The sequence below is a fragment of the Pseudomonas sp. RIT-PI-q genome (genome assembly GCF_001297125.1).
In the GTDB taxonomy this organism is placed as follows: domain Bacteria; phylum Pseudomonadota; class Gammaproteobacteria; order Pseudomonadales; family Pseudomonadaceae; genus Aquipseudomonas.
In genome coordinates this window covers 258,575-279,457 of record NZ_LHPC01000007.1, presented here as the reverse complement: position 1 = coordinate 279,457, position 20,883 = coordinate 258,575, and the positions used below count along the sequence as shown (strand labels likewise).

The following is a 20,883-nucleotide window of genomic DNA, read 5'->3' as shown; positions in this document are numbered from 1 at the left end:
TCGGTGAGCACTTATCTGTGTGCATCCGCGATCAACTGTGGGAGCGGGCTTGCCCGCGATAGCGGCCTCCGGCTCAGCACATGTCTCAGGAGGGTTTCTTCGCAATCCGCAACGACTTGGCCTTGGCCTCCACCACCAAATACATCACCAGCGTAATCAACAACGGCAGGATGAAATAAATCGCCCGATACGCCAGCAAACCCGCCACCAGGCTCCCCCGTGACACCTCATGTTGCAGCAGCGCCACAAACACCGCCTCCAACACCCCAAGCCCGGCAGGAATGTGTGTGATGACCCCGGCGATGGCGCTGATCAGCAACACGCCGAGCACCAGCGGATAATCCAGTTTGCTCGGCAGCAGGGTGAAAATTACTGCCGCCATCAACGACCAGTTCAGCGCCCCGAGCGCCAGTTGCAGGATGGCCATGCGCAGCGACGGCAGGTCGATTTCTATCCCGCGAATCGCCCACTCCCGCCGTTTGGAAAACCGACACGCCGCCAGATACCCCGCGCTCAACAGCAGCAGTAAAACGCCCACGCCTTGTAACGCGTCGCTGCTCAGCTTCCAGCCCGGCGGCATGCGCACCAGCCCGCTGCTGAACACCGCGCCGGCAATCACCATGTAGCCAAACCAGTTGGTCGCCAGGCTCAGCCCGAGTATTTTCGCGATGTTGCCCTTGCTCACCCCGAGTCGCGAATACAGCCGATAACGCATGGCAATGCCGCCCACCCAGGCACTCAAATTGAGGTTGAACGCGTAGCTGATAATCCCCACCGGCAGGATCTGTTTCCAGGTCAGGTCCTGGCGAATGTAGGTGCGGCCGATCAGGTCGAAACAGGCATAGACCAGAAAACTCACCAGCGTCAGCCCGGACGCGATGACCAGCGTGCGCACTTTGAAATCGGCGAGGTTGTCGAACACTTCGCCCCATTCGAGGCGCTGGGCAAGCATCGTGAACAGCACGATTAGCGCGAGGAAAAACAGCATCGTCAGCGGCTTTTTCCAGCGGCTCCAACGGGACTTGGGCTGGGTGTCGGCGTGAGGTGCAGCGTGGGCTTCAACGCGGCTCATGGTGATCGCTCCCGGCCGGATGCGTGAAAGGTTTCAAGCGCGGTTTGTGCGCCGGCAACCAACCGGCCCACGCCGGGAAGTGCCGCAGAAAGTGAAACACCAGAAAGCCGACGGTCATGTGCCAGACCCGTCCGCGCGGGGCCTTGTCGGCGCACATGGCCTTGCAATGGTTGTTACTCAGATCTTCGAGGCGCTCGAACAAATCGCGGTTGAAGGCGCGATCGCGGATCAATACGTTGGCTTCCAGGTTCATCGACAGGCTTAACGGATCGAGGTTGCTGGAGCCGACGGTGCTCCAATCCTCGTCCACCAGCGCGACCTTGCCGTGCAGTGGGCGCTCGCAATATTCGTGGATCTGCACGCCCGACTTGAGCAGGTAGTCGTAGGTCATGCGCGCGGCCAGTTTGGCCACTAGCATGTCCGGCTGACCTTGCAGAATCAGTCGCACATCAACCCCACGCCGGGCCGCGTTGCGAATCTCCCGCAGCAGGCGATAACCCGGAAAGAAGTAGGCGTTGGCGATCACTACTCGCCGCTGGGCACTGCGCAGCACCTGGCGGTAGACCTCTTCGATATCGGTCGGATGCTCACCGTTATCGCGGAACACCAGGCGAACCTGGCCGTCATGATCACTGAACGCCAGTTCCGAGCGGCGTTGCCGGCGACGTTGCCACCAGTATTTGGCCCTGGCCTGACGACCGCTTTGCAACAGCGCGAAGTGATGAATATCGGCTACCGCCGGGCCTTGTACTTCAACCGAGTAATCCTGCTTGGCCTCGGGACCGAAATCGCCCAAATGGTCGGCGGAAAAATTGATTCCACCGATGAAGGCGACGGTGCCGTCCACCACCACGATCTTGCGGTGCAGGCGTCGGAACCAGTTGGTGCGGATGCCCAGACGCTTCGGCGCCGGGTCGAATATCTGGATGTGCACACCGGCCTCGCTCAGGGCGGTGAGGTAACTTGTGCTCAGTTCGCCGCAGCCAAAACCATCGAGACTGGCGGTAACCCGCACGCCGCGCCGGGCGGCATCGCTGAGCACTTGTTGCAGCTCATTGCCGACCTTGTCCTCAAACACAATGAAGGTTTCCAGGAGAATTTCGGTTTTCGCCTGGCGCATGACCTCGAACACCCGAGGGAAATAAGCTTCACCGTTTTCCAGCAGCTCGACGCGGTTGTTCCCCTGCCAGCCGTACTCGACGTCAACCGCGCCTGGCGCCCGGGCGGGCGCGTTGGTGGAGAGGTGTTCCACGGTCGATTTTTCCATCGATGGGGCGCTCATAGCTCGATCTCCACCGATAGCGGTGCATGGTCGGAAAGGTGTGACCAGGGCCGCGCCGACAACACTTGCGGGTGGCTGGCCTTGAGGTTGCGTATGTAGATGCGGTCCAGGCGCAGCGCGGGCATTCGCGCTGGAAAACTACGCGCCGGCTTGCCGTGGTGTTCGGCGAACACTTCCCGCAGACCGCTGGGCTTGAGCAGTGCATCGGCGCGCTGGCGCCAGTCGTTGAAGTCACCGGCGACGATCACCGGGGCATCACTGGGCAGCTCTTCGAGGCGTCGCGCCAGTAGCTTGAGTTGTTCCGTGCGGTGGGTTTCGCGCAGCCCGAGATGGACGCAAATGGCGTGCACTTCGGTGCTGTCACCGGGCAGGCGCAACACGCAATGGAGAATGCCGCGGTTCTCGTGGCCACCGATGGAGACGTCGAGGTTGTCGTGGCGAATGATCTGGAATTTCGACAGCAGCGCATTGCCGTGATCGCCCGCCGGGTAGACAGCATTGCGGCCATAGGCGAACTGCGGCCACAGGGTGTCGGCCAGGAATTCGTATTGCGGCATCGTCGGCCAGTTGCTGTAGCGCTGGGGATGATGCTCGTGAGTGCCGTGAACCTCCTGCAAAAACACCACGTCGGCAGACACACTGCGCACCGCTTCGCGCAACTCGGGCAGGATGAAGCGCCGGTTCAGCGCGGTGAAGCCTTTATGGGTGTTGACCGTCAACACAGTGAAGCTGCGCACGGCGGTGATGATGGGTTGCTGTTCATCGGTAGTGCCGACCGGTTCGGAAATGCTCATGTCAGCACTCCTTCGGCGGCCGGTTCACCGGGGCGGGTGGCGAGGTCTTTGTCCAGATGGAAGCGCTCCAGAAGGCTGCGCGCATCGAAAGGCGCGCGGACTTTGATGTCGTTGTCGAAGTAGCAAAACACTTCCCGGGACTTGCGCGCCTTGGGCTTCTGCCGCGGCGCGATCAACTGCGGGTCGCTCGGTTGCCGGCCGTGATGCCAGGCTTCGATCCGATCGCCCCAGCGTTTCAGCGCTTGAGGGGTGTAACCGCTGGCGTAGAGCTCCTCGGCACCGTGCAGGCGCAGGTAGACGAAATCGCTGGTGATGTCTTCGCGGTACGGCCATTTACCGGCGGTGTCGGCGATGACCAACGCGGCGTTGTGGCGTTTGAGCAGGCGGACGAAGGCCGGGTCGACGAAGCTGTCATTGCGGATTTCCACGGCATGGCGCACCGGCATTTTCTTGTAGGCCTTCATGCTGGCGTGACCGTGCAAGTGCGAATCATGCTGGTGGGCGAGGGCGGCGGCCTGTTCGGTGTCGTGGGGGAGTTGTTCGAGAAAGGTTTCGAACAGTTCGGCATCGAATTTGAAGTTGGGCGGGAATTGCCAGAGGATCGGACCGAGTTTGTCCTTGAGCTCCAGCACCCCGGAGGCGAAGAAATTCGCCAGGGGTGTATGAACGTCCCGCAGGCGCCTGATGTGGGTGATGAAACGTGGGGCTTTGACGCTGAAGACGAAGTCCGCCGGGGTTTCGGCGTACCACTGGGCATAACGTTCAGGCCGTTGCAGGGCGTAAAACGATCCATTGATTTCGATGCTGTTGACCGCCCGCGAGGCGAATTGCAATTCGCGCTTCTGGGTCAGCCCCTTCGGGTAGAAATCGCCCCGCCAGGGCGTGTAGCGCCAACCTGAAATACCGATGTGAATCGCCGCCATGTCGCCTCCCGTCTAATGGTCCTCGGACAACCCTGTCTTTTGATGACTGTCGGGCGAACGAGAAAGTTTCGACGGCATTACGGGCGGCACACCTTCTACGAATCACCACGGATCCTGTGGGAGCGGGCTTGCCCGCGATAGCGGTGTGTCAGTCACATCATCGCTGGATGTGCCGCCGCCATCGCGGGCAAGCCCGCTCCCACAGTGGATCGGTGGTGAATACAAAAGGGGTAAACACTGCAATTCAAATGTGGGAGCGGGCTTGCCCGCGATAGCGATGGGTCAGGCGCATCAATGCTGGATGTGCTGCCGCCATCGCGGGCAAGCCCGCTCCCACAGTGGATCGGTGGTGAGTACAAAAGGGGTAAACACTGCAATTCAAATGTGGGAGCGGGCTTACCCGCGATAGCGGTGGGCCAGGCGCATCAATGCTGGATGTGCTGCCGCCTTCGCGGGCAAGCCCGCTCCCACAGTGGATCGGTGGTGAATACAAAAGGGATAAACACTGCAATTCAAATGTGGGAGCGGGCTTGCCCGCGATAGCGATGGGTCAGGCGCATCAATGCTGGATGTGCCGCCGCCATCGCGGGCAAGCCCGCTCCCACAGCGGATCGGTGGTGAATACAAAAGGGGTAAACACTGCAATTCAAATGTGGGAGCGGGCTTGCCCGCGATAGCGATGGGTCAGGCGCATCAATGCTGGATGTGCTGCCGCCTTCGCGGGCAAGCCCGCTCCTACAGGGGTTATCAGTGGCCTGTGACTACTCGGGTTGAACCTTCGGCATACACCGGGCCCAAGCGGTCGAGACGGCCACTCCAGGCGGTCAGTGCCAGGGCCACCAGCACCACCAAGCCACCAATCCATGCGGTGTGGATCAAGCCCATGTGGGCGACGATCAAGCCACCGCCCCATGCACCGCCGGCGATGCCGAGGTTGAACGCGGCGATGTTCAGGCCCGAGGCCACGTCCACCGCATTGGGGGTGTGATGTTCGGCCTGACGCACCACATACACCTGCAAGCCAGGCACGTTGCCGAACGCAACCGCGCCCCAGACCAGCACGGTGGCCAGGGCCAGCCATGGATTGTCGGCGGTGAAGGTCAGTACGAACAGTACGGCAGCCAGCAGGGCGAAGATGATTTTCAGGGCGCTGATCGGGCCGCGTTTGTCCGCCAGTTTGCCACCCCAGATGTTACCGACGGCCACCGAGATGCCGTAAACCAACAGCACCAGGCTCACGGTGCCGGCGCTGAAACCGGAAATGTCCTGAAGAATCGGTGCCAGGAAGGTGAAGGCGATAAACGAGCCGCCGTAACCGACCGCCGTCATGGCGTACACCAGCAACAGGCGTGGTTGCTTGAGCACTTGCAACTGTTCCAGCAACGACGCCGGTTTGCTGTGGGCAATGTTTTTTGGCACGTAGAGCAGACTGCCGATGAAGGCGATTACACCCAGCGCCGACACGGCGAGGAAGGTTTCACGCCAGCCGAAATGTTGACCGATGAACGTCCCCAACGGCACGCCGGTGACCAGCGCCACGGTCAGGCCGGTGAACATGATGGCAATCGCGCTGGCGGCTTTTTCCTTCGGCACCAGGCTGGTGGCGATGGTCGAGCCAATCGAGAAAAACACCCCGTGGGCCAGGCCGGTGACGATCCGCGCAATGATCAGCGATTCGTAGCTCGGCGCTTTCCAGGCCAGCAAGTTGCCGAGGGTAAACAGTACCATCAGCGACAACAGCAGCAGTTTGCGCGGGACTTTGCCGGTGAGGGCGGTCAGCACCGGGGCGCCAATGGCAACACCCAGGGCATAGAGGCTGACCAGCAGGCCGGCGGAGGGCAGGCTGACGCCAAGGTCGGCGCCGATGGTCGGTAACAGGCCAACGATGACGAACTCGGTCGTCCCGATGGCAAAGGCGCTTAGGGTCAGCGCGAGCAAGGCAATGGGCATGGCTGCAACTCCGGTGGACTGATTGATGGAGCGCAGTGTCGGGGTTTAGGTTGTGCGGAAAAATACAGGGATTGGCATTTGATATTTGATCTGTACGCAAATATGGACCTTGTAGCAGCTGGCGAAGCCTGCGTTCGGCTGCGCAGCAGTCGTGAAATCCGATAACTCGGTGTAACAGGTAAACCGCGTGCTCAGGGTTTACGACTGCTGCGCAGCCGAACGCAGGCTTCGCCAGCTGCTACAAGGATTGCGATATGGTCGTTATCTCTCGGCTAAAACCGAACTTGCCTACAATGTTTCGATCAGTTCCTTACAGACCCTTTCGCAGGAGCGCCGCGTTTGTTCAAGTTCAAGACCGCGATACTACTGGGGGCGTTGCTGATTCTGGGCAGCAATGAACTGGAGGCAGCGGCGATACCGGGTATCCCGGCGGCCGCCACGCCTGCCGTGCCACCGGCACACCCCGAACCGCTGGTTCAGGGTGGTCTGCTGGGGGCCATCAGTTCGAGCATCGAGGAAGTCCAGGGCAAACTCGATCTCAACGAAGACCTGCTCGACGCCTGGCGCGTACGTGCCGACCGGGCGGCCGATGAGGTGGATCAACTGGTCAATCATCCATCGGCCCGTTCGACCTGGAGCGTGGCCGGGGACTTCCTGCTGTTGTCCGGCGTGTGGATTGGCGTCTTTGCGTTGCTTTGGTTGCTCGGAGGACTGCTCACCAAACGTCTGTGCCAGAACCGCCTGCTGCTCACTCGCGAACGGGGTCAGGCGTTGCTGGGTTACGTGTTGCCCTACACGATTCCGGCGCTGATCAGCCTGCCGCTGACGCTGTATGTCAGCCACTTTCTGAAGGTGTCCGCCGGACGTGCGCTGGCGTTGTGTTTCGCCTACGCCACCAGCAGCGGCATTTTCGCCGCGTCGCTGTTGTTGTCGCTGGTGGTGCTGTTCAATGCCGGTCACAAGCGACCGGCGGTGCAGATCATTCGCCAGTACAGCCCGAAGCCGCTGTTCGTGATTGGCTTCCTGGTGGCCCTCAGCGATGCCTTGACCAGCCCGCAGATCGCCCGTCTGCTGGGCGGCAATCTTACCAGCAGCATCGCGGTGTTCACCGGGCTGGGCGCGTCGATTTTCTTTGGCCTGCTGGTGATCAAAATGCGCCGCCCGGTCGCTCATCTGATCCGCATCCTGCCGTTGCCCCAGCGTCAAAGTCAGCCGGCATTGCGCGAAATGCTGCGGATTTTTTCCGGGCTCTGGTATTGGCCGATTCTGTTGATGGTGCTGGTGTCGGTGATCAACCTGATCGGCATCGGCGATGACAACCAGAAAGTGCTGCGCTGCGCGCTGTTCACCACGGTGTTGTTGATTGCGACGGTGTTTCTCAGCACCACGCTGCATCATCTGTTCAAGTCGCGCAGCGAGTCGGCGGCGCGCCGCAGCAGCGCCTACAAGGATCGCTTTCTCAGCCTTTCGCACGCGTTGCTGCGGATCGCCATGGCCATTGTTTTCATCGATATCCTCGGGCGTATCTGGGGTGTGTCGCTGTTCGAATTTGCCGTGAGTAACACGGTCGGCCGGGCAATCAGTGATTCCCTGAGCCGTATCGGTTTGATTTTCCTGATCACCTGGATGGTCTGGGTGGTCCTGGACACGGCGATTCAGGAAGCACTGAAACCGCCCGTCAGCAAGCGCTCGGCGCGTCAACCCAGCACCCGAGTCAAAACCATCCTGCCGCTGCTGCGCAACGCGATCAAAATCATCCTGGTGGTGATCTGCGCCATCACCACCATGGCCAACCTGGGGATCAACGTTGCGCCATTTTTGGCCGGTGCAGGGGTCGTGGGGTTGGCGATCGGTTTTGGCTCGCAGCAACTGGTGCAGGACGTGATCACCGGGTTGTTCATCATCATCGAAGACACGCTGTCGATTGGCGACTGGGTGGTGCTCGATTCCGGTCATGCCGGCACGGTCGAAGGGTTGACCATCCGCACCTTGCGCCTGCGCGATGGCAAGGGGTTCGTGCACTCGGTGCCGTTCGGCCAGATCAAGGCAGTTACCAACCAATCGCGGCAATTCGCCTATGCGTTTTTCTCGGTGCAGTTCACTTACGACACCGATGTCGACAAGGCCATCGAACTGATTCGCGAGGCCGGGGATTCGATCCGTGAAGACGCGTTCCTCAAGTACAACCTGCAAGGGCCGCTGGATGTGTTCGGCGTCGACAAGATGGACTTGAATGGCGTGGTGTTGACGGCGCAGTTCCGCACGGTGTCGGGCGGGCAATATGCGGTGAGCAGGGCGTTCAACCAGCGCTTGAAAAAGCTTGTGGATAACTGCCCGTGGGTGCATTTCGCGCAGACTTATCCACAGCAGGTTTTGTTGGCGCGGCAGGGGGTCGAGCCGAAAGAGGGTGTTCCGGCGGTGGAGCATTCATCGGTGTTGATGCCGGACCAGTCGCGCACTCAATGAGTTGTGTTGGGCCTGATGGCCTCATCGCGGGCAAGCCCGCTCCCACAGTGATCTCTGTTGTTTACAAGTTCTGTGTTACAGAAAAACCTGTGGGAGCGGGCTTGCCCGCGATGGGGCCAGACCAGACAACATCAATGCCGGGTCAGTTTGTGGTGAAGCTGGGCAGTTGATTGCTGATCCAGTTCCAGCCAGAAATGCTGTTTGCCGGCAATCTCGGCCGCCGCCGGCAATCCATCGCGATACACCAGCCGATTACTCGCCAGCGCCGGGACTTTCGCCCCAGGCAAAAGTGTGCCGGCGAGGTTCAGCGGATCGACACCGCACACCGCGATCAAGCTCCCGTCATGCGGCCGGCGTCGCACTTCGCGCAGTAACGGAATCGCCTCGGGCAGCGCAAACTGCTCACCCGCCAACCCGCTGACAAACCGCCCGCCACGAATCTCGCCCCGCGCTTCCAGTCGATGGAAAGTACGCAGCAATTCCCGCCAGCTCGGCAGCCAATCCGCCTCACGTTCCAGCAAACGCCAGAACACCACGCCGTAGCGGCGCAGCAAGGTCATGGCGATGTGTTCCAGGGTGTCAGCGGGTGTGGGCGCCGGGCGTTTGTTATCCACAACCGGTGGCGCCGCTCCGCGTCGCAACAATGCCCAGCGCCCGGCATCGTCCATCCCGCCGACAAACGCCCCGCGCCCACGTCGGCTGCTGCGATTCTGCCGTTTGCTGGCGGGAGTGATCAGCGCGCGCAGGCCGGCGAAGCTGTCGGCATTCACCAATCCGGCACCGACCAATTCCTGCAAGGCGATTTCCAGTTCCGCGCGCAGCAGATGCGCTTCGTGAGTCAGCTCATCAAAAAACAGCGCACCGTGTTGGCTGAGTGCCTCAAAGACCTTCTGGGTCTTGGGGGAAAGTTCGCTGACCGGTGTCTGTTCGGTCAGGCTGCTCCACAATCCGACCTGACTGCGCGGCAGCAGCAGAATCGGCGTGCTGCGCAACGCGGTGCTGGCGCTCTTGTTGCGCGCGGTCAAACGCGTCCAGACCAGTTTGCCGCTGCGGCACACGTCATCCAGCCAACTCGCCGAATAGTCTTTGATGCGTGCCGGCAGAATGTCGCTGTCCCAGGCTGACGCCGCAGCGGGGTAGCCTTCGAACTGGCTGATGATCGCCGGCAAAATCGCGCTGCCCTGACCTTGTGTCGTCGTGGACAGATGCTGCCAGTCGAACAGGAACCGCATGAAATCCTGCAACGCCACCGGCTCGATTTCCCGCCGCAGACGCTTGACCGTGTAGCGGTGAATGCGCGCCAGCAAATGCCGCTCGCACCATTGTTCCTGATCGGCGCCCGGTGTGAATTGGCCGCGCAGCACATAACCTTCGCGCTCCAGTTGTGCCAAGGCTTGAGTGACTTGAGTCGCCGCCAAACCGAGCGGCTCGGCGATCGCGTTAAGCGGTAACGGACCAAAGGCACTTAGCCGTGCGCGGATCACTTCCAGCACCGCTTCGTCCGGCTCCCAGGCTTCATCGAAACCGGGCAATGCCTCCAGCGGCGGCAGCAATGTGGCGCGTGGATAAATCGCTCGCAGACACGTCAGCCGCTCCAGTGCCAGCCACAACGACTGCCCGGCATTGATCTGCAAACGAGTGGCGCGGCCGCTGTCAGCCAGGGCGTTCAGCCACTCAAGCCAATGTGGATTGGTTTGCGCTTCGGCGTCGGTGATGCACGAAAGGCTCATCAACGCCTCATGCATTTCATCGGCGCCAGTGGGCGCTGGCCAGGCTTCGTCGCGCACCGCTTGAATCGCCTCGGCGTCCAGCGCACCAAGGTCGTCGGTGGACTGCGGATCGCTCCAGCGCCGGTTGAGCACCGCTTGCGTGCGGCGTTCCTCCAGCGGCGCGTCGTCGAGAAAGGTGTAGGGCCGGGCGCTGAGGATTTCCGCCGCCAGCGGCGAGGGCGCCGGCAGGTCGCGGCTGATCAGGCGGATGTCGCCACGCTCCATGCGGCGCAACAACGCCAGCCAGCCTTCGCTGTCCATGGCGTCGTGCAGGCAATCGTCGAGGGTTTGCTCCACCAGCGGATGGTCGGGAATTTCTCGTTCGCCGGCGAGGTTTTCCACGCAGGCGATCTGGTCGGGGAAGATGCTGGCGATCAGGTCTTCGCTTTTCATTCGCTGGATCTGCGGCGGTACTTTGCGCCCGCCGCTGTAGCGCGGCAGTGCCAGGGCCACCCCGGCATTCCAGCGCCAGCGCACGCCGAACAGCGGCGCATCGAGCACCGCTTGAATCAGCGTGTGTTCGGCGCTGTTGCTGTGCAGGTAGCGCCAGACATCCTCGAGCTCAAAGCTATGGCTGGTGGACAGCGACAGTACGATGGCGTCTTCGCTGGCGGCGGCCTGTAATTCGAAGTTGAAAGTGCGGCAGAAACGCTTGCGCAGGGCCAGGCCCCAGGCACGGTTGATGCGGCTGCCGAACGGCGTGTGGATGATCAGTTGCGTGCCGCCGGATTCGTCGAAAAACCGCTCCATCAGCAGCGTGTCTTGCGACGGCAGGGCGCCGAGGGTCAGGCGCGCACGGGCGAGGTATTCCACCAGTTGTTCGGCGCTGGCGAAGTTCAGGCCCAAGGTTTGGGTCAGCCAGTCGAGGCTCGGTTGCAAGTTGCCTGGCGTGGCGCCGAGCAGTTCATCGAGCTGCGCTTGCAGGCGTGCCACGGCAAACGACAGTTCCGCGCTGCGCCCCGGTGCTTCACCGAGCCAGAACGGAATGGTCGGCGGTTGACCTTGGGCGTCTTCGACCCGGACTTTGCCGGTTTCGACCCGCAGGATTCGGTAGGACGTATTGCCCAACTGGAAGACATCCCCGGCGATGCTTTCCACCGCAAAGTCTTCGTTGACGCTGCCGATGTTCAGCCCTTGGGGCTCCAGCAAAACACTGTAGTCGGCGTTGTCCGGAATGGTCCCGCCGCTGGTCACGGCCGTCAATTTGGCGCCCCGGCGGCCGCGCAGGGTGCGGCTCACGGCGTCGCGATGCAGGTAAGCGCTGCGGATGCCCTGACGACCGTTGTAACCTTCGGCGAGCATGTGCAGCAGCGCCTGGTAATGTTTTTCATCGAGTTCGACGTAGGGCGAGGCTTTGCGGAATGTCTCCAGCAGCGCCTGTTCCTGCCATTCCTGGCAGCTGACTTCGGCGATGATCTGCTGGGCCAGCACGTCCAGCGGCGCCTGCGGGATCAGCAAGGTGTCGAGCTCGCCACGGCGTACGCAATCGAGCAGGGCGGCGCATTCGATCAGATCGTCACGGGTGGTGGCAAACAAACGGCCCTTGGGCGTGCCACCGACCTGGTGCCCGGAGCGGCCGACCCGTTGCAGAAAACCGGCGATCGAGCGTGGCGATGCAATCTGACACACCAGGTCGACGTCGCCGATGTCGATGCCCAACTCCAGGGACGCCGTGGCAATCAACACTTGCAACTCGCCACGCTTGAGCCGCTGTTCGGCGTCCAGGCGAAATTCCTTGGCCAGACTGCCGTGGTGAGCGGCCACCGCGTCTTTACCGAGGCGCTCGCTCAAGTGCCGGCTCAAGCGTTCGGCCAGGCGCCGGGTGTTGACGAAAATCAGCGTGGTGCGGTGTTCGCGGGCGAGGGTGGCGAGGCGGTCATAGACCAGCTCCCAGACGTCATTGGCCATCACCGCCGACAACGGCACCGGCGGCACCTCGATGTCGAGGTCTCGCGGGCGGGCGTGGCCGATGTCGATGATTTCGCAAGGACGGTCGCGGCCCACCAGAAAGCGCGACACCGCTTCGATGGGCTTTTGCGTGGCGGACAGACCGATGCGCACCAACGGTTCGGCACACAGCGCTTGCAAACGTTCCAGACTCAGGGCCAGGTGACTGCCGCGCTTGCTCGCGGCGATGGCGTGGATTTCATCGACGATCACCGTGCGCGTGGTGCCGAGCATCTGCCGGCCGGAATCGGAGCCGAGCAGTACGTAAAGCGATTCCGGGGTGGTGACCAGGATATGCGGCGCGTTCTTGCGCATCGCCGAGCGGTCTTTTTGCGGCGTATCGCCGGTGCGCACGGCGGTATTGATCTGCAATTCGGGCAGGCCCATCACCCGTAATTGCTCGGTGATCCCGGCCAGCGGGTTTTGCAGGTTGATCTGGATGTCGTTGGACAGGGCTTTTAGCGGTGAAACATAGACCACCAGGGTTTCGTCCGGCAGATGGCCGCCGTTGGCCAGGCCTCGATGGACGAGCTCGTCGATAACGGCGAGGAACGCGGTGAGGGTCTTGCCGGAGCCGGTGGGCGCGGCGATCAGGGTCGAGCGGCGCTGGCGGATCAACGGCCACGCCCAGGCCTGGGCGGCGGTCACCGTCGGGAAGGTGCTGCTGAACCAGGCGCTGACGGCGGGGTGGAAGCCTGCCAGGGCGCTGTCCGGTGGAATTGGCAGATTCATGCCCTGATTTATGCGGGTGAGTGGGGGAAGTTGCAAGTACCGCTCAAGACCTTCGCTGGCCTTCAGGGCCCCATCGCGGGCAAGCCCGCTCCCACAGGGATCTTCTGTGAATGCAAAATGTGTGAACAACACAGAACACTGTGGGAGCGGGCTTGCCCGCGATGGGGCCGGCAGCTGCGCCACAAATCCCTGCCAACTACACTTTACGGATGACGGTTGCGCACTAAACCCGCAAAATGCAACGATTCCGGCAACTATCAACGACATCGCCCGTGGGCGGCGTCGATAAACCATTGTTCCAATCAGACTGGGCCTGCTGACTCTATGCGAATGCGCCTTATGTTACTGGGCGGCGGAAATGCCCTTGGGCAGGCGCTGATTCGCCTCGGTGCGGAGGAAGACATCGGCTTCCTCGCCCCCCGCCCACCGCAAGACGGCTGGGATGCCGCGAGCCTGACGCAACTGCTCGACGATACCCGCCCGGACGCGCTGATCAACCTCGCCTACTACTTCGACTGGTTCCAGGCGGAGACGGTCAGTGAGACGCGTCTGGCCGGGCAGGAGCGGGCGATCGAGCGTCTGGCCGAACTGTGCCAGCATCACAACATCGTGCTGCTGCAACCGTCGAGCTATCGCGTATTCGACGGCTCCCGGGCGACTGCCTACAGCGAAAAGGACGAACCGGTGCCCTTGGGCCTGCGCGGTCAGGCCTTGTGGCGAATCGAGCAAAGCGTGCGCGCTACCTGCCCGCAGCACGTACTGCTGCGTTTCGGCTGGCTGCTCGATGACAGCCCCGATGGCACCCTCGGGCGTTTCCTCGGTCGGGCCGAACAGCCTGAAGAGCTGCTGATGGCCGACGACCGTCGAGGCAATCCGACGCCAGTGGACGACGCTGCGCGGGTGATCATTTCGGTGCTCAAGCAACTCGATTGTGCAGCACCGCTGTGGGGCACCTACCATTACGCCGGGCATGAGGCGACCACGCCGCTGGCATTGGGGCAAGCTATCCTCACTGAAGCACGCAGCTTGCATCCGCTGGCCATCGAAGCACCGACCGCCCAGGCTCACGCCGCGCGCCCGGATGCCGCCGAAGAGCCACAGCACGCGGTGCTGGCCTGCAAGAAGATTCTGCATACGTTCGGCATCAAGCCACGCGCCTGGCGTGCGGCACTCCCTGGCTTACTGGATAGGTTTTATCGCCATGGCTGACGGCCCTGTTTTAATCACCGGCGGCGCCGGTTTCATCGGCTCGCACCTGACCGATGCCTTGCTCGCCAAGGGCCATTCGGTGCGCATCCTCGATGACCTTTCCACCGGTAAACGCAGCAACCTGCCGCTGGACAATCCCAACGTCGAACTGATGGTCGGCGACGTCGCCGATGCCGCGCTGGTGGCGCGGGCGATGCTCGGTTGCCGCGCCGTGGCGCACCTGGCGGCGGTGGCGTCGGTACAGGCTTCGGTGGACGATCCGGTGAAGACTCACCAGAGCAATTTCATCGGCTCGTTGAATGTCTGCGAAGCCATGCGCCAGGCCGGCGTCAAACGGGTGCTGTTTGCTTCCAGCGCGGCGGTCTATGGCAACAATGGCGAAGGCGAGTCGATTGACGAAGACACGCCCAAGGCGCCGTTGACGCCCTACGCGTCGGACAAGTTGGCCAGCGAACATTACTTCGATTTCTACCGCCGCCAGCACGCGCTGGAGCCAGTGATTTTCCGCTTCTTCAACATCTTCGGCCCGCGCCAGGATCCGTCCTCGCCGTACTCCGGGGTGATCAGCATTTTCAGCGAGCGCGCACAGAAAGGCCTGCCGATCACCGTGTTCGGCGATGGCGAGCAGACGCGCGATTTCGTGTTCGTCGGGGATTTGGTCGACTTGCTGGTGCAAGCCATCGAGATGCCGCAGGTCGAGGTCGGTGCGGTGAATGTCGGCTGGAATCAGGCGACCACCCTCAAGCAAATGCTTGAAGCGCTGGAAGCCGTCGTGGGTGAGTTGCCGCCGATCAGCTACGGCCCGGCGCGCTCCGGTGACATTCGCCATTCACGGGCGAACAACCGGCGATTGCTCGAGCGCTTTACCTACCCGCAGCAGACACCGCTGAGTGTCGGGTTGGCGCGGTTGTTGGGACGTTAGATCGAGATAAATACCCTGTCAGTAGCAACGCACACCCCTGTAGCAGCTGGCGAAGCCTGCGTCCGGCTGCGCAGCAGTCGCAAATCCTGCCTGCACGGTTTATCTGATACACCGCGTGTGCTGATTTTGCGACTGCTGCGCAGCCGGACGCAGGCTTCGCCAGCTGCTACAGGGTTTGTGTTGTTGATGAAATGGGGGGCGGATTTAGAACTTGTAGCCCAGGCCGACCATGTAAATGAACGGGTCGACGTCCACATCGACCTTGGCGCGGGTGCCCGGTGCCACGGCGTTGTTTTCCACTGTCGCGGTGGTGTCGATGTCGATGTAGCGCACCTGGGCGTTGAGCATGATGTTGTCGGTGATCATGTAGTCGGCGCCGACCTGGAACGCCATGCCCCAGGAGTTATCCGCCTTGAAGTTGCTGAAGCCGTTGGCGCTGGCTTCGCTGCCGACGTGTTCGTCGTAGATCCAGGTGTAGTTGATACCGGCGCCGACATACGGCTGGAAGGCGGACTTCGCGTCTAGCGGGTAGTACACAACGCTGAGGGTCGGTGGCAGGTGTTTCAGGCTGCCGAGTTTGCCATTGGCTGCGCCCAGGGCGGTGCCTTTGATCTTGACGTCATGCTCGAACGGCGAGGCCGCGAGCAGCTCAATACCCCAGTGGCTGTTGAGCATGTAAGCGAAGTTCAGACCCAGCTGCGTGTCGCTGCTCATCGTCGCCTTGCCACCCAGATCAGCACCGGCCAGCGGGCCTTGATCGACCTTGACACTGGAGCTGTCGGCTTTCGGGTTGACGGTGATGGCACCGGCGCGAAGGATGATGTCGCCAGCGTCGTGGGCATAGGCGAGCGGGGCTGTGAGCGCGAGGGCAAACAGCGAAGCGCTGAGCAAGGACTTGTGCATGGGAGCTCCCAAAGGACGTTAAAAATGTTCGATGTCCAATGGTACGGAGCCGTCTGATACGGTCTTTTGATTCAGCTCAATGAAACAGTGATGGCCCCGATTTTTGTGGAACCTTTAAGGGACCCTTCGCGGGCAAGCCTCGCTCCTACAAGGCAATCACCGATCCTGTAGGAGCGAGGCTTGCCCGCGAAGGCGTCCTCACAATCAACACAGAACCACCGGTTTCACTCCGGCAATTCATACACATAAATCTTGTCCGCCTCCATCTGATACCCGGCATCCGCCAGCTCGCTGGTCGACGCTTTGACCTGCAACGCCCCTTCGATCCAATACGGCTGATACAGCTCATCCAGCTTCACGCCGACTTCGCTTTTCACATGCACGATCTGGTTCGACGGAGGTGGCGGTACGTGAATGCAGGCGCCGAAATATGGCACCAGCAAAAACTCCGTGGTGCGGCCTTCTTCACTGACTTCCAGCGGCACGATGTAGCCTGGCAAGCGAATGTTCTGGCCATCGAGACTTTTCACCACCGGCGCATCCGGCAGGTCCTGCTTGGCGGCCGGCGCGGACTCCAGTGCGTTGCCCATCTGCGACAGGTCGTGCAGCGGCGTCATGTTCGGCACTTCCGGTGCGGCGTCCGGCGGGATCATTTCCGACCAGGTCAAATCCTTCGGCTCGGCCGCCCACAGGGGCAGGGCGACCAGCAGCAACAGCGCAAGCAGAGCGCGGGGCATCATTAACGTCCTCATAAACGGATCGACAGGCCATCGGCCAAGGATTGGCGATACGCGCGCCAGGCCGGCACGCTGCCCATCAGCAGCGCGGCGATCAGGATGCCACCGAGTAGCGTCCATTCATATTCGCTTGGCCAGGCCAGCGGCAGATACAGACCGTAATTGGCCTGCACATAACCCTGCGCGGCGGCGATGCACACGTACAGCAGCGCCACGCCGGCAATCACTCCCGACAGCGCCAAAGCAAACGCCTCCAGCACCAGCAAGGTCGCGATGTGCCACGGCCGCGCACCCACCGAACGCAGAATCGCCATCTCGCGGCGGCGCTCGTTGAGGCTGGTGAGAATCGCCGTGAGCATGCCGATCAACCCGGTCAGCACCACAAACAGCGAGACCACGAACAAGGCTTTTTCCGCCGTGCTCATCAGACTCCACAACTCTTGCAACGCCACGCCCGGCAGAATTGCCAACATCGGTTCGCCACGGAATTCGTTGATCTCGCGCTGCACGGCGAATGTCGAAATCTTGCTGTTGAGGCCGAGCATGAACGCAGTAATCGCTTGCGGCGTGAGGTCCATGTTGCGCGCCTGATCGGCACTGATCCGGCCTTTGCCTTGCGCCGGCACGCCGTTGTGCCAATCGATGTGAATTGCCTCCATGCCACCGAGGCTGATGTGCAACGTGCGGTCGACCGGGGTGCCGGTGCGCTTGAGAATGCCGACCACGGTGAACGGCTTGTCGTCGTGCTTGACCAGGCTGATCACCGCGACGCCGTGGGCCAGCACCAGTTTGTCGCCGAGTTTGTAGTGCAGCGCATCGGCCACTTCGGCGCCGAGCACCACTTCGAACGGGTCGGTGGCGAAGGCACGGCCGTCGACCAGTTCCAGGTGTTGTTGATGACCGTATTGATAGTGCTCGAAGTACGCCTCGGTGGTGCCCATAACGCGATAACCGCGATGGGAATCGCCGAGGGACATCGGGATCGCCCACTTCACTTTCGGGTTGTTGGCGAAGTGTTCGAAGCTGTCCCAACGGATGTTGTTGGTGGCGTTGCCGATGCGAAACACCGAGTACAGCAGCAGGTTCACCGAACCGGAGCGGGCGCCGACGATCAGGTCGGTGCCGCTGATGGTGCTGGCGAAGCTGGCTTTGGCTTCGGTGCGCACCCGCTCCACGGCCAGCAGCAGGCAGACCGACAGGGCAATGGCGAACGCAGTGAGGATCGCGGTGAAGCGGCGGTTAGCCAGGCTGGCCATGGCTAGACGAAACAAATACATCTCAGACCTCTTCAGGCGTGGCGGCGCGATTGAGCTCGGCCAGCGACAGGTTGCGATCGAACAGTGGCGCCAGGCTCTGATCGTGGCTGACGAACAGCAGGCTCGAGCCGGCTTCGCGGCACTCGGCGAACAGCAGGCGAATGAAGTTCTCGCGGGCGTCGTAATCCAGGGCCGAGGTCGGCTCGTCGGCGATCACCAGTTCCGGTTGGCCGATCAAGGCGCGTGCGGCGGCGACCCGTTGCTGTTGGCCGATGGACAGCGAATCGGCGCGGCGGCTGAGGATGCTTTCATCCTTCAGGCCCAGGTGCGCGAGCAAGGTCGCAGCCGCCTGATCGACGCTGCCGTGGCGCTGTTTTGCCCGTTCGGCGCGCAGTTTGGAGAAGTGGCAAGGCAACTCGACGTTCTCGCGCACCGAGAGGAACGGCAGCAAGTTGAACTGCTGAAAGATGTAGCCGGTGTGATCGACGCGGAAACGGTCGCGTGCACCGGCACCGAGTTCGGTCAACTCTTGGCCGAGCAGGCGAATGCTGCCGCGATCGGGCTTCTGCACGCCACCGAGCAGGCCGAGCAGGGTGGTCTTGCCACTGCCGCTGGGGCCCTTGAGGAACAGGGTTTCACCGGGTTCCAGGCGAAAGGCCGGGATATCCAGCAGCGGCGGGTGACCGGGCCAGCTGAAGCCCAGGTCGGACAGTTCGATGAGTGCTTGGGTCATGGCGCCGATTTCATGGGTTAGAGGATCTCAACACAACCCCCTGTAGGAGCGAGGCTTGCCCGCGAAGAGGTCGACACATTCAACAGAGATGTCGACGGTAAGACCGCTTTCGCGGGCAAGCCTCGCTCCTACAGGGTTTTGCGGTAGGTCAGAATTTCAGGGCGGCGGCCTTGGCCGTCACTTCAACGCCTTGCTGCCCGCTCGGGCTGATCAGTTGTACCTGAATTTTCTGGGTGGCCGGGAACGTGTTGAAGATGTTTGCCAGGTCCAGGGTTTTCAGCGCGCCAGGGGCCGAGCAACTGAATTGGTAATGCGCGTGGATTTCGCTGTGTTCATGGTGATGCTCGCCCTTGGCGTCTTCATCGTGATCATCATCGGCATCCGGCTTGTCGCCGAACAACGGGCTTTCCAGTTCCTGCATCGCCACCACACAACCTGCGGCTTTCGGCAGATTGAACAGCGTCAGCGGTTTTTCCAGTTGGGCACGGGCGGCGGCGACTTTGGCTTTGTCGGCGTCAGTGGTGGCGGCGTGTTCGAAACCCACCAGGTTCATCGCCGGGCTTTCCAGTTCCAACTCCAGGGTCTGGCCGTCCAGCGCCGCGTTCAGTCGACCGACGCCATGTTCATGGGCGCCAAGGCTGCCGTGTTCGTGATCATGTTCGTCAGCCGCGTGGGCGACGGCCAGCGGCAACAGGGCAAACGGCAGAGCGAGAAGCAAACGGCGCATGGCGGGTCTCCGAAAGTAAAATGAAGAATTTGTTATGTGATCTTATAACGTAAGCGCGGAGAGTTTGACCGCCCGCTTGGCGTTGCACAAGTCCCATGGGAGCATGCAAGTCAGAAATGTGCAGGAGCAGACTTATGTTGCGAATTCGCGGAAGCATCGGCGACTGGCCGGTGGATTTGACGCTGGAGATGGACGACGGCGACTGGGCCCGGCTCGGCGCGCAGTTGCAAGTGGTCAAGCCGGAAGCAAGTGCAGCCCCGGCGAAACCGCTCAATCAGGATGATGCGCTGTGGCAGATCGCCAAGGATTTGCTGCGCAAGGCCGGGCAATTGAGCGGGCCGGATTTGCTTGAGCAGCTGGAAGGGCTGACCGGCAGCGCGGCGGCGGGCAAGCGCTTGCTGGTGCGCTTGCGGCAGTGTGCGGGTGGGGAAGGGTCGAGTGGCGGGGATACGCCGCTCTACCGCTGGATCGAATAAACCGCAAAAGATCGCAGCCTCGTTTCACTCGACAGCTCCTACAAGGGATCCGGTTTCCCCTGTAGGAGCTGTCGAGTGAAACGAGGCTGCGATCTTTTGATTTTAATAAAGCGCAGCAAACAACTTGCGGCGGTATGTGGTCACCAGCGGGTGATCGTTGCCCAGCAGTTCGAACACCTGCAACAAGGTCTTGTGCGGCAAGCCTTCGCTGTAGCTGCGATTGCGCACGAACAGCTTGAGCAACGCATCCAGCGCCGCGTCGTACTGCTGGCGGGCCAGCTGCTGGATCGCCAGTTGATACACCGCCTCATCGTCCTGCGGATTTTTCGCCAGGCGCGCTTTCAGGTCCGCGGCATCCGGCAGGTCCTTGGCCTGGCCGAGAAACTGGATCTGCGCCTTGGCGCCGGCCAATGCCGCTTTGTGCTCATCGCTTTTCACCGCGTCGAGCACGGTTTGCGCTTCAACCAGCTCACCACGTTCGGTAAGGCAGCGGGCGTAGAGGATCAGCGCCTTGGCATTGGTGTTGTCTTCGCCCAGTAATACGGTGAGAACGGCTTCGGCGTCGGCAAAACGACTGTCGTCGAACAGCGCCTGTGCCTGCTCGAACGGATCAGCTGCTGCCGGTGGCGGCATTTGCACGTGGGGCTCAAGCATCGCCCGCACGGCCGATTCCGGCTGTGCACCGGCGAAACCGTCGACAGGCTGGCCATCCTTGAACAGCACCACAGTCGGCAAGCTGCGAATGCCGAAACGGGCGACGATGTCTTGTTCGAGATCGCAATTGACCTTGGCCAGCAGCAACTCGCCCTGATAGCTCTCGGCAATGGTCTGCAGCAACGGCATCAGCACTTTGCAGGGCGCACACCATTCGGCCCAGAAATCCACCAGCACCGGTTTGTGGAAAGAGTTCTCGATCACCGACTGGTCGAAATCGGCAGTCGTGGCGTCGAAGATGTACGGCGTTTCCTGACTCATGGGCAATCTC

The 20,883-nt window shown here is 61.7% G+C and carries 16 protein-coding genes; 4 read left to right on the top strand and 12 right to left on the bottom strand.

Going from position 1 to position 20,883, the window contains the following annotated elements:
- Nucleotides 1-85: 85 nt before the first annotated feature.
- The 5 genes from AEQ67_RS01500 to AEQ67_RS01480 all read right to left on the bottom strand — a co-directional run bounded on the left by AEQ67_RS01500 (nt 86) and on the right by AEQ67_RS01480 (nt 6,021).
- A complete protein-coding gene (locus AEQ67_RS01500) occupies nt 86-1,072 on the bottom strand; it encodes a lysylphosphatidylglycerol synthase domain-containing protein (RefSeq protein WP_059402158.1) in 987 nt (328 codons plus the stop codon).
- Nucleotides 1,059-2,354 (bottom strand): cardiolipin synthase ClsB, encoded by a 1,296-nt coding sequence (clsB, locus tag AEQ67_RS01495; RefSeq protein WP_059402157.1) that lies wholly within the window; start codon nt 2,352-2,354, stop codon nt 1,059-1,061. The genes AEQ67_RS01500 and clsB overlap by 14 nt, the downstream gene beginning before the upstream one ends.
- Nucleotides 2,351-3,148: an endonuclease/exonuclease/phosphatase family protein gene (locus tag AEQ67_RS01490; RefSeq protein WP_059402156.1), complete on the bottom strand. Its 798-nt coding sequence runs from the start codon at nt 3,146-3,148 to the stop codon at nt 2,351-2,353. The genes clsB and AEQ67_RS01490 overlap by 4 nt, the downstream gene beginning before the upstream one ends.
- On the bottom strand, nt 3,145-4,071 hold the full coding sequence (locus tag AEQ67_RS01485) for a DUF72 domain-containing protein (protein WP_059402155.1): 927 nt from the start codon (nt 4,069-4,071) through the stop codon (nt 3,145-3,147). The genes AEQ67_RS01490 and AEQ67_RS01485 overlap by 4 nt, the downstream gene beginning before the upstream one ends.
- Nucleotides 4,072-4,818: 747 nt before the next feature.
- Nucleotides 4,819-6,021 carry an MFS transporter gene (locus AEQ67_RS01480; RefSeq protein WP_059402154.1) on the bottom strand — a complete coding sequence of 401 codons (1,203 nt, stop codon included), beginning with the start codon at nt 6,019-6,021 and terminating at the stop codon, nt 4,819-4,821.
- A gap of 339 nt (nt 6,022-6,360) precedes the next feature.
- On the opposite strand from AEQ67_RS01480, the gene AEQ67_RS01475 reads away from it, so the two are divergent.
- A complete protein-coding gene (locus tag AEQ67_RS01475; RefSeq protein WP_059402153.1) occupies nt 6,361-8,487 on the top strand; it encodes a mechanosensitive ion channel family protein in 2,127 nt (708 codons plus the stop codon).
- Nucleotides 8,488-8,618: 131 nt separating this feature from the next.
- On the opposite strand, the gene AEQ67_RS01470 is transcribed toward AEQ67_RS01475, so the two are convergent.
- Nucleotides 8,619-12,935 (bottom strand): DEAD/DEAH box helicase, encoded by a 4,317-nt coding sequence (locus AEQ67_RS01470; protein ID WP_059402152.1) that lies wholly within the window; start codon nt 12,933-12,935, stop codon nt 8,619-8,621.
- A gap of 324 nt (nt 12,936-13,259) precedes the next feature.
- Between AEQ67_RS01470 and AEQ67_RS01465 the strand changes: the two genes are divergently transcribed.
- Together AEQ67_RS01465 and AEQ67_RS01460 are read left to right on the top strand one after the other, a co-directional pair.
- Nucleotides 13,260-14,144: a sugar nucleotide-binding protein gene (locus tag AEQ67_RS01465; RefSeq protein ID WP_059402151.1), complete on the top strand. Its 885-nt coding sequence runs from the start codon at nt 13,260-13,262 to the stop codon at nt 14,142-14,144.
- The gene (locus AEQ67_RS01460; protein WP_059402150.1) at nt 14,137-15,066 is read left to right on the top strand and encodes an NAD-dependent epimerase/dehydratase family protein; all 930 of its coding nucleotides are present in this window, start codon (nt 14,137-14,139) and stop codon (nt 15,064-15,066) included. Before AEQ67_RS01465 ends, AEQ67_RS01460 begins: the two co-directional genes overlap by 8 nt.
- Nucleotides 15,067-15,270: 204 nt before the next feature.
- On the opposite strand, the gene AEQ67_RS01455 is transcribed toward AEQ67_RS01460, so the two are convergent.
- The 5 genes from AEQ67_RS01455 to AEQ67_RS01435 form a co-directional block, all read right to left on the bottom strand.
- A complete protein-coding gene (locus AEQ67_RS01455) occupies nt 15,271-15,969 on the bottom strand; it encodes an OmpW/AlkL family protein (RefSeq protein ID WP_059402149.1) in 699 nt (232 codons plus the stop codon).
- Nucleotides 15,970-16,193: 224 nt separating this feature from the next.
- A complete protein-coding gene (locus AEQ67_RS01450; RefSeq protein WP_059402182.1) occupies nt 16,194-16,706 on the bottom strand; it encodes a DUF3299 domain-containing protein in 513 nt (170 codons plus the stop codon).
- Between the two features lie 11 nt (nt 16,707-16,717).
- Nucleotides 16,718-17,983: an ABC transporter permease gene (locus AEQ67_RS01445; protein WP_059402148.1), complete on the bottom strand. Its 1,266-nt coding sequence runs from the start codon at nt 17,981-17,983 to the stop codon at nt 16,718-16,720.
- 1 nt (nt 17,984) lies between these two features.
- Entirely contained in the window at nt 17,985-18,695 is a 711-nt protein-coding gene (locus AEQ67_RS01440; protein ID WP_059402147.1) for an ABC transporter ATP-binding protein, read from the bottom strand.
- 148 nt (nt 18,696-18,843) lie between these two features.
- Complete coding sequence (locus AEQ67_RS01435) at nt 18,844-19,422, bottom strand: DUF2796 domain-containing protein (RefSeq protein ID WP_059402146.1); 579 nt, start codon at nt 19,420-19,422, stop codon at nt 18,844-18,846.
- A 134-nt stretch (nt 19,423-19,556) separates the two neighbouring features.
- Here AEQ67_RS01435 and AEQ67_RS01430 point away from each other — a divergent pair, with 134 nt between their 5' ends.
- On the top strand, nt 19,557-19,898 hold the full coding sequence (locus tag AEQ67_RS01430) for a hypothetical protein (protein WP_059402145.1): 342 nt from the start codon (nt 19,557-19,559) through the stop codon (nt 19,896-19,898).
- Nucleotides 19,899-20,000: 102 nt separating this feature from the next.
- Here the strand turns inward: AEQ67_RS01430 and trxA are convergent, their stop codons facing one another.
- On the bottom strand, nt 20,001-20,873 hold the full coding sequence (gene trxA / locus AEQ67_RS01425) for a thioredoxin (RefSeq protein WP_059402144.1): 873 nt from the start codon (nt 20,871-20,873) through the stop codon (nt 20,001-20,003).
- Nucleotides 20,874-20,883 lie beyond the last annotated feature (10 nt).